A 6,170-nucleotide genomic window follows, 5' to 3' on the forward strand; every position below is an offset into this window, starting at 1 on the left:
TTCCTATTATGAAAGTTTTTCACATGAAATAAATGGTAACGATAGTCTTTTCAAAAAAAAATGCCTTGCCCTTATAGAGCAAAGCATTCCGATTTAGCGATAAATCATTTGAAATTTAGCTTACTTAGTCAAACCATTTACTAATACCTTACTTCTTTTTGTATTTATTTTAGCCTCCGAAATGAAAAGCCCAGTTAATGTAAGTAAGATCCCTAAGGCTGCCATCCATGTCATAGGCTCGTGCAACACAATCATTGCTGTAATGACCGTAATAATTGGAACTAAATATATGTAAATACTCGTTTTAATCGCACCTAATTTTTTTATTGCAAAGTTCCATGAGACAAAGCAAAGAGCAGACGCACCTAGTCCTAAGAACAATAAATTAAACAAGTAAACAGGTTGAACGAAGCGTTCTAAATCAAGCTTAAAGTCAAATAAAAAAAGTGCCGGTATCATAAACAAAATACCGTAAAAAAATACTCTCCTTGTCGCTTGAATCGTGTTATAGCCATAGCTACTAATTTTCCTAGTTAACACAGAATATATCGCCCAAATGAGCGTAGCCGCTACTGCTAATAGATCGCCAACAGGATTTAATTGAAAATTAGTTGAACCGTTAAAGCTAATTAAAAAAATACCTAATAACGCAACAATAAATCCAATGAAAAAATTCATCCGCAATGGTTCGTTTTTCAAAAAAAGATAAATAAGTATCGCTGTAAAAAATGGAACAATAGCACTGATCACACCAACATTCGAAGCTAATGTAAAAGTTAAGGCGATGTTTTCCAAAAGATAATACAATGTAACTCCGCAGAGCCCAGCACAGGCAAATAGCAGTTCATGCTGTTTATCCATAAACTTTAATCGATAAGGATAAATCATTTTTAAAGCTATAATTCCTATAACAAACCGGAAAAATAAAATCTCTATTGGAGAAAAACCATTTAATAAGATTTTTGTAGAGATATACGTTGTTCCCCAAATGATAATTGTAATAATTGCTGATAAATGTCCTACTGAAAGTTTGTTTTCCATCCTTTTTCCTTTCCACTTTTTATCTGCTTATTTACTATATTCAATATAAATGTTGCGGTATTGCCCTGGGGTTAATCCGATGAAGTCCATAAAAAATTTGCTAAAATGACTTTGATCGACGAAGCCCGTTTGCATAGCAACCTCCAGTGGTTTAATCCCTTGTTCTAATAATTTTTTCGCTTCATTGATTCGGACCGTTTGTAAGTAACGATATGGAGTAATGCCACGAATCCGCGCAAATGAGCGTAACAATGTGTATTTATTCATATCACAAATTTCCACCAATTCTTCTAGAGAAATATGTTCTGTATAATTCTTTTCTATATACTCGCAAACCTTAGCAATTTTCTGTTCAATCTTACCGAATTCTATATCCTTAGCTACTTCGCAATATTCTTCTATTAACTGTTCCATAAGAAAGTAAAACGTTTCTTCTTTCTCAAGCTCTGTTATCTCATCCATAATCATTTGGTGAAGATGATGCAACAAATGAGCATGTTCACTATGATAGGCAACAGGAGTAGTAAAGTAAGGAAGATCGTCTTTTCCGGTAATTTCCTTTGCCACCTTTCGCATAATATCTGGCTTAATATTCAAGCATCGATAATCCAATGATTTATGATCAACTTGTTCACATGCATGATTATCGAAAGGGTTAAAAAAGATAAGATCTCCGCTATTAATGACATAATTTTTATTCTTACAAGTCAATTTTCTTTGTCCACTTTCAATAAAACCAATTACATAATATTCATGAAAGTGATTGGGAAACTTTTGCATAATACCATGAAAACGATAAGCTTCGATTTGCAAATCATGATCAAAGCGAATTGTTCTTTCCTCCTGTTTCATCTATAAAAACCTCCCAGCAATGGTCTGAAAAATAGTGTAGCACATATTTAGTAGAGCCTCTTGTATGATATTGACTAAAAAAACAGCATGATAGCTTCAAATCTACCAGACCGTTTTCATTTACTTGAATTTTTTTTAAAACAAATTAATTACACTAAACACTTTTTAAAGCAGCCAATTTAGCGCAAGAGGTAAATTTTATTTATGGGTAATATCATTTTTATAAAAAGTATAATTCTAATTAACTATTTTATAAAATTGATACGCAATCTATAATTATACATATTCTTTTTAGGTTTATGTCTACAGAGTATAGTTATATAGAATAATGAAATGTTTTCAAAAAAATGTTTATAAATGCTATGGAGTGAAAAAAATGTCGAGATATATCTCACCTTTTAAATTGAACGAAAATCAATTCGGTGAATCGTTACCAGAACAAATCGCAAAACATATTTTAGAAAAAATCATGAAGGATGAATTAAAGCCTGGTGACAAAATTGTCGAGGAGCACATTGCTCAAGAGCTTAAAACGAGCCGTGCTCCTGTCCGAGAGGCATTATATTTATTGCAAATCGATAATATTGTTGAAAGGGTACCGAGAAAAGGAACACTCGTCAAATCTTTTACGAAATATGAAATAAAGGAATATACCGAAGTAATGATCGGTCTTATTCAAATGGCACTAGAATTATCTAAAGAGAGATGGACTCCAGATTCCCTACTTGCCTTAGACGAAAAGCTTAAGAAAATGTCCAATATGTTTAATGCAGGAGAATTATTAGCATACCAAGAGTCTTCAAGTGCATTAACGAACTATATTTTTGAGATTGCTAATAATAAAGCTCTTAGCAAATTTTATTATGAATCAGTTTATATTCTTAATGTATTTGCCAAAATAAAATGGACTACCGAGACAATGATTCATTTTCATCCGAAAATGGAAGAGACCGTCAACTTCATTAAAAGCAATAAAATTGATCAAGCTAAAGCTATCATTCCTTGTTTGTTGCTAGATACACTAACTGAATAGAAGGGCTCCCCCCTTCGCAAACAAAATTGTCGACAATCTACAATAATAGCGTTATCATTGATATGTAAATGATGAAAGGGAGGAAATAAAAGATGGATTTTTCAGGAAAAGTTGTTTTAATAACAGGGGCAGCTGCTGGAATCGGACTTGCAGCTGCAAAGGCATTTGCTAAAGAAGGAGCGAAATTGGCGCTTATCGATTTGAAATTAGAAGCATTACAAAAGGCTGCTAATTCAATTGAAGCGGAAGATCTTCTTTTACTACCTGCTGATGTATCTAAAGAGGACGAAGTTAAACAGTATGTTACGGAAACGAAAAACAAATTCGGTAAAATTGATGTATTTATAAATAACGCAGGAATTAACGGGAAATTTGGTTTGTTGGATAAGCAAACTGTTGATAATTATCAAGCTGTCTTTGGTGTCAATGTTCTTGGTGCATTCCTTGGATTAAAGTATGTGTTGCCTATTATGAAGGAACAACGAAGTGGTGCAATTGTCAATACAGCATCTAACGGGGGGTTACTCGGTGCTCCTGGCATGGGAATTTATGTTGCTTCTAAGCATGCGGTACTTGGTTTAAATAAAACTGCTGCATTGGAGGCTGCCGATTATGGAGTTCGCGTTAATGCTGTTGCTCCATCAGGGGTAGATACTCAAATGATGAAATCAATTGAAACAAATGCAATGCCAGGAAAAGAAGGAGAAGCTCGCACGGCGTTTGAAAATAGTGTTCCTATGAAACGCTATGCAACTCCTGAAGAAATAGCTGATCTAATGGTCTTCCTTTCTTCTGATAAAGCTTCCTTTATCTCTGGATCTTATTATCGAATTGACGGTGGACAAGGAGCAACATCTGTTTAATAGTTGTAAATCACTTTGTCTTTAAAACCTGTGTGAAAAGTATTTTTAAAACTAAACTTGATGAGACATTAATAAAGTACATCTATTTCAACATTCATTCTTCAGCTGAATGTCTATAGCATAATTAAGGAGTGGTTATGTAACCACCCCTTTTTCTTGTCACTTTGTAGATGAAACACCTATACTTACGTTAATTTCTTTATCAATTCGATCTCGTCCCTAATTGGTATACCTTCATTACCTATCAAAGGAATTTCAGGCTTTAATTTTCTGGCTTTCTCAACTGCATTGTTGATGATTTTCGATAGGATAAACCCACGCTTTTGATAAAACTTTAATGCTAGCAAATTATCATTTGTTGTAATAAGCTTTACAAGCTTACAAATTTTCTTGCTAGCAAGATTTTCAACTTCTTTAACAAGTAATGAACCTATTCCCTGTCCTTCTTTTACACTGTCTAATGAGATAATTTCACATTCGTTATTTTCAATAATATAAGTAATTAAGCCAACAATTTTATCTTTATCCTCTACAACAGCGAAGCCATCCAACGAACTACAATCATAGATTCCACTTGATATGACCATCTCTGGACTTCCCCAATGCTCCGTAAAAAAGTCAACAATTAAATGATTTGGTAAGTTCTTAACTTCAACTACATTCATTTTTCATTCTCCTCAACAAACGATCTTAGCATACTACTTTCTTCTTCGATATGTTATCTTCTTTTGTCAACTTAACGTTCTTTTCTTTTATGTTAATGTAATTGTGAAAGTGTAATTTTATAAAGCTTATCATCATTTTCTAGCGGGTTTCCTCTCCCATCTGTATTATTACTAATGAAATAAAGGGAGTTATCTTCAATTAGTACATCTCGAATTCTTCCAAGTCCAGCTATAGCTTCTCGTTGTTCACCTGTTTCAAGATTAAATTCTAATACAGCAGTACCTCTTAAAGCTGCTACGTACAATTTGTTATTATAAAAGTCCATTCCCGATGGTGCCCAAGTTGCTCCAGATCCAGAAGTAAATAACGGCGAAACCATCTCTTCCTTTTCTTCTTTACCTTCAATAATTGGCCAACCGTAATTTTTCCCTGCTTCAATTTGATTAATCTCATCATTTGCATCATTACCATGCTCACTTGCATATAACGTACCATCAGGTGACCATGTCATTCCTTGAGGATTACGATGACCAAAACTATAGATGTAGGAATCTTGAAACGGATTATCATTTGGAACCGTTCCATCAAGATTTATTCTAACTATTTTCCCACCTAATGAATGAGGATCCTGTGCAAGCTCCGGTTCATATGCGTCACCTGTTGTTGCATAAAACTTGTTATCTGGACCAATTTTCAGCCTTCCCCCATGATGATAAAAACCGCTTGGGATTTTATCAAGAAGCAATTTTTCTTCCTTCCAAACGTTCCCATTCAATCGAAGTGTTACGATTCGATTAAATTGCCCTGTACTATCTTCATATGAATAATACGCATAAGCAAGCTTTGATTGGGAAAAATCTGGTGCAAGCACAAACCCTAATAAGCCAGCCTCAGATGCTGTTGCAAGCTCTCTCTTAAGTTCTACGCTTTGCCGCTCGCTCTTACCATTCTCTATTTTAACGATAGATCCTGGTCTTTCTGTCAAATAAAATGTATCCCCTTGTTTTTCGATAGACCAAGGAACGTCAAGATTTTCTGCAATTACTTCAACGTTTTCAGTGGATACTTGTCTGTTTTCCTGTTCGCGATTCTCCAGATCCATTGAAGAGCCTTGCTGCTCATCTCGAGAATTTTGTAGCTCATTTACGGAACATCCAACTGTTAAGGTTACAAACATAAATATAAGTAAGACATTTTTCATCAACAATGCTCCATTCCTTTCATCCTTAATTTCTCGAACTACTTTACCATTCAATTTCCTCGTTCTGTTAAGGCCCACTCTATCTGTTTATTACAGCATTTTCTCTTCTTAATCTTGGAATAAACCTATCGCTTGAGGATAACCATCATCGCTCTTTCCCTCAAGACAAAGCTTGGATACAGCACAAATTAGCAATCCTTACTATCCAAAATTTGTCACGAATATCCTTTTCCTTAAATTATAAACAATAAGAAAACACTTTCAATAACTAATCGAGTAACAATGTTAGGAATAGCATGATTAATTATCATATATGGCAACCTTTACAAAGATAAAGCGTGTTTATTCCAATACTAAATTCAAGGCGTTTCACAAAAATATTAAAAGCTTCACTCCATACATATAAAGGATTTGAAGCTTTAACTATTCTCTTATAATCGATCATTTTTCAATACTAATGAACTTTAATGAATACTCTAGCAATTAATGAGGAAATTAATATATATATTTATTT

Annotated in this window: 6 protein-coding genes; 2 read left to right on the forward strand and 4 right to left on the reverse strand. The window is 33.9% G+C overall.

The window, feature by feature from the left end; all coding sequences use genetic code 11:
- Positions 1–120: 120 nt before the first annotated feature.
- Both HU235_RS16225 and HU235_RS16230 read right to left on the reverse strand, forming a co-directional pair.
- Positions 121–1,041 (reverse strand): DMT family transporter, encoded by a 921-nt coding sequence (locus HU235_RS16225; protein ID WP_174880868.1) that lies wholly within the window; start codon positions 1,039–1,041, stop codon positions 121–123.
- 27 nt (positions 1,042–1,068) lie between these two features.
- Positions 1,069–1,893, reverse strand: coding sequence for an AraC family ligand binding domain-containing protein (locus tag HU235_RS16230; protein WP_174880869.1), 825 nt, complete (start codon positions 1,891–1,893; stop codon positions 1,069–1,071).
- Positions 1,894–2,269: 376 nt separating this feature from the next.
- Here HU235_RS16230 and HU235_RS16235 point away from each other — a divergent pair, with 376 nt between their 5' ends.
- On the forward strand, positions 2,270–2,926 hold the full coding sequence (locus HU235_RS16235) for a GntR family transcriptional regulator (RefSeq protein ID WP_170944189.1): 657 nt from the start codon (positions 2,270–2,272) through the stop codon (positions 2,924–2,926).
- A 92-nt stretch (positions 2,927–3,018) separates the two neighbouring features.
- Positions 3,019–3,789 carry an SDR family NAD(P)-dependent oxidoreductase gene (locus HU235_RS16240; RefSeq protein WP_174880870.1) on the forward strand — a complete coding sequence of 257 codons (771 nt, stop codon included), beginning with the start codon at positions 3,019–3,021 and terminating at the stop codon, positions 3,787–3,789.
- Positions 3,790–3,974: 185 nt separating this feature from the next.
- Here the strand turns inward: HU235_RS16240 and HU235_RS16245 are convergent, their stop codons facing one another.
- Together HU235_RS16245 and HU235_RS16250 are read right to left on the reverse strand one after the other, a co-directional pair.
- On the reverse strand, positions 3,975–4,454 hold the full coding sequence (locus tag HU235_RS16245) for a GNAT family N-acetyltransferase (protein WP_095297217.1): 480 nt from the start codon (positions 4,452–4,454) through the stop codon (positions 3,975–3,977).
- 92 nt (positions 4,455–4,546) lie between these two features.
- Positions 4,547–5,656 (reverse strand): PQQ-dependent sugar dehydrogenase, encoded by a 1,110-nt coding sequence (locus HU235_RS16250; RefSeq protein ID WP_174880871.1) that lies wholly within the window; start codon positions 5,654–5,656, stop codon positions 4,547–4,549.
- Positions 5,657–6,170 lie beyond the last annotated feature (514 nt).

Origin of the sequence: Metabacillus niabensis (genome assembly GCF_902829255.1) — a bacterium.
GTDB lineage: Bacteria > Bacillota > Bacilli > Bacillales > Bacillaceae > Metabacillus > Metabacillus niabensis.

Coding starts and splice junctions, on each gene's coding strand:
- HU235_RS16225 (WP_174880868.1), bottom strand. CDS start 1,041: ATGGAAAACAAACTTTCAGTAGGACATTTATCAGCAATTATTACAATT.
- HU235_RS16230 (WP_174880869.1), bottom strand. CDS start 1,893: ATGAAACAGGAGGAAAGAACAATTCGCTTTGATCATGATTTGCAAATC.
- HU235_RS16235 (WP_170944189.1), top strand. CDS start 2,270: ATGTCGAGATATATCTCACCTTTTAAATTGAACGAAAATCAATTCGGT.
- HU235_RS16240 (WP_174880870.1), top strand. CDS start 3,019: ATGGATTTTTCAGGAAAAGTTGTTTTAATAACAGGGGCAGCTGCTGGA.
- HU235_RS16245 (WP_095297217.1), bottom strand. CDS start 4,454: ATGAATGTAGTTGAAGTTAAGAACTTACCAAATCATTTAATTGTTGAC.
- HU235_RS16250 (WP_174880871.1), bottom strand. CDS start 5,656: ATGAAAAATGTCTTACTTATATTTATGTTTGTAACCTTAACAGTTGGA.